The organism is Aestuariivirga sp., from assembly GCF_037139295.1.
Classification (GTDB): Bacteria; Pseudomonadota; Alphaproteobacteria; order Rhizobiales; family Aestuariivirgaceae; genus Aestuariivirga.
In genome coordinates, this window is record NZ_JBAXGR010000252.1 from 1 (window position 1) to 2,399 (window position 2,399).

General features: G+C 56.4%; 2 protein-coding genes and 1 pseudogene. 1 reads left to right on the plus strand and 2 read right to left on the minus strand.

Annotation, left to right across the window (positions count from 1 at the left end):
* Positions 1 to 399, plus strand: a pseudogene (locus WCJ41_RS21555) (polyphosphate kinase 2); the annotation flags it as partial.
* A 389-nt stretch (positions 400 to 788) separates the two neighbouring features.
* Here WCJ41_RS21555 and WCJ41_RS21560 read toward each other — a convergent pair.
* Both WCJ41_RS21560 and WCJ41_RS21565 read right to left on the minus strand, forming a co-directional pair.
* Positions 789 to 1,082: a hypothetical protein gene (locus WCJ41_RS21560; protein WP_336907893.1), complete on the minus strand. Its 294-nt coding sequence runs from the start codon at positions 1,080 to 1,082 to the stop codon at positions 789 to 791.
* Between the two features lie 10 nt (positions 1,083 to 1,092).
* A complete protein-coding gene (locus tag WCJ41_RS21565; protein ID WP_336907894.1) occupies positions 1,093 to 1,938 on the minus strand; it encodes a 3-hydroxybutyryl-CoA dehydrogenase in 846 nt (281 codons plus the stop codon).
* Between the last annotated feature and the right edge of the window lie 461 nt (positions 1,939 to 2,399).

A 2,399-nucleotide genomic window follows, 5' to 3' on the forward strand; every position in this document is an offset into this window, starting at 1 on the left:
TTCGAGCGCATGCTGGTGCGCTCAGACATCAAGCTGGTGAAGTACTGGTTCTCGATCACCGACGATGAGCAGCACAAGCGCTTCCTGATGCGCATCCGCGACCCGCTGAAGCAGTGGAAGCTGAGCCCGATGGACCTGCAGTCCCGTGTGCGCTGGGAGGCCTACACCAAGGCCAAGGAGGCGATGCTGGAACACACCAATATCAAGGAAGCGCCGTGGTCGGTTGTCGAAGCCGTCGACAAGAAGCGGGCGCGGCTGAACTGCATCGCGCATCTCCTGAGCCAGTTTCCCTATGAGGAGATCGTCCGACCGGAGATCGTCCTGCCGGAGCGAGTGCATAATCCCGACTACATCCGCGGGCCGATCCCCAGGGACATGTATATTCCTGACCGCTACTAGGATTGCGCGCGAACAAAAAAACTCTCGCTTTGACCTGATTGCAGAAACAGATTTATGTGTTCTCGGCGTCCTCTTCTATGCCAGAAACGCGATCCTTGCGGCCATCTTCGAGGTGGAAATTGTACCACAGACTTTCAACACTGACACTTCAGGCACAATCGTATTCTCCCGCAAATATCTCGCACAGATCTGCAAACATTTTGGGCACAACGAACCTGTTATGCTAGATGGCGAAGATCATGGCGTCATCGAATTCCCAGCCGGCACCTACGCCGCCGCGCCCCGCTTAGACGAGTAGAAATCCAAGCGGCGGCTTGTGATTTGGTATTGTAAAGAATCAACCGCACGACAATAGGGGTTTTTGACGAAGCAATTGCGAGCAGGTTGAACTAGCCGCGGAACGGCGGCACGGCGATGGCCATTCGCCCGGCGGTGATCTGAACATGCATGAGAGGGTGGGCGCCACCGCGCGACGCGAGCCAATCTGCCGCAACAGCATTCGATTCCTCGGCCATGGCAGCGGTCGAGAAAACGGTGACAGTGGCCATCGAACCAGCACCACTGTCAACGGCATAGTAGGCCATGAAGCCTGGCATTTTGTGCAGCAGCGGGGCAAATTCGAGTTCGATGTCGCGCAGCAGTCCTGTCAGATCGGGTACATTCTCGTAGCGTCTGATGCTCACATACATGGTGCTACGGATACATAAAGAAACCGCGGCCCGACTTGCGGCCGAGGTAGCTCGCATCAACCATCTGTTTGAGCAGCGGGCTGGGACGATATTTCGGATCATCGAATCCGCTGTAGAGTGTATCCATAATGTCGAGCACCACATCGAGGCCAATCATGTCGGCCAGCGAAAGCGGGCCAATCGGGTGATTGGCGCCGAGGATCAGCATCTGGTCAACGTCTTCGGGAGTGGCCAGGCCCTCATAAACGCAGTTGATGGCCTCGTTGATCATTGGCACCAGCACGCGGTTGACGACGAAGCCATAGCTGTCCTTGGAAACATGCGGGGTCTTGCCGATGCGCTTCGTGATATCGATAATGCGTTCACACACTGCATCGCTCGTCTGCAGGGCGCGGATAATCTCCACCAGCTTCATCATCGGCACCGGATTAAAGAAATGCATCCCGATGACCCGCTCGGGCCGCGATGACGCCGATGCAAGACTTGTCAGCGATATGGAGGAAGTGTTGGAGGCAAAAATCGCCTCGGCGCTGCACAACTCATCGAGCTGCTTCAGTACCTTGGATTTGATATCAATGTTTTCGATGATGGCTTCAACCACAAGATCGCTGGACTTCAAGCCCTTGATGTCCGTCGTGGTCGTGATCAAGCCGAATGCCTGGCGCGCCTGCTCCTCGGTGATCTTCTCCTTTTTGGTCAAGCGGCTGAGGCTGCCTTCGATGGCAGAGGTCGCGCGGCCCAGGGCGGCGTCGCTCAAGTCCTGCATCACGACCTGGAAGCCCGCCATCGCAAATGTCTGCGCGATACCGTTGCCCATCGTCCCCGCTCCGATCACGCCGATATGAACCATGCTTTGCGAAATCTCCATTTAACGATGGAATTGTGGAACACCGGTGTGACTGGCAAATGACGACCCTGCCTGCCTGGATGCGCATCGTCCGGTACGGACTGCTATCAGCCTGAATACGCGGCCTCATCCCGGTCGGGATCGCACCGGAACACTGTCCGATTTCGCAATTTCACCGCCCAGGCGCAGACGGCTCTCAAGCGGAAGTCAGTGCATCACGTCCGGCAGGCTGACAAACTCGCGTCGATGATATCAAATGCCATATGGAGCTCGCTGTCTGACACCGTCACCGGCGAAGCAGGTGGCTGGGCGGGGCGGGCTGGATGCATTTCCCCCTACCGTGACCCAAGAATTAGGGACACATTGGGCAATGGTAGGACAGATGGTAGGACAGAAGTTTTGTCCACCTAACAATGCCTAAATATATCAACTGGTTAAACGGCAGGAATGGCGGAGACGGAGTC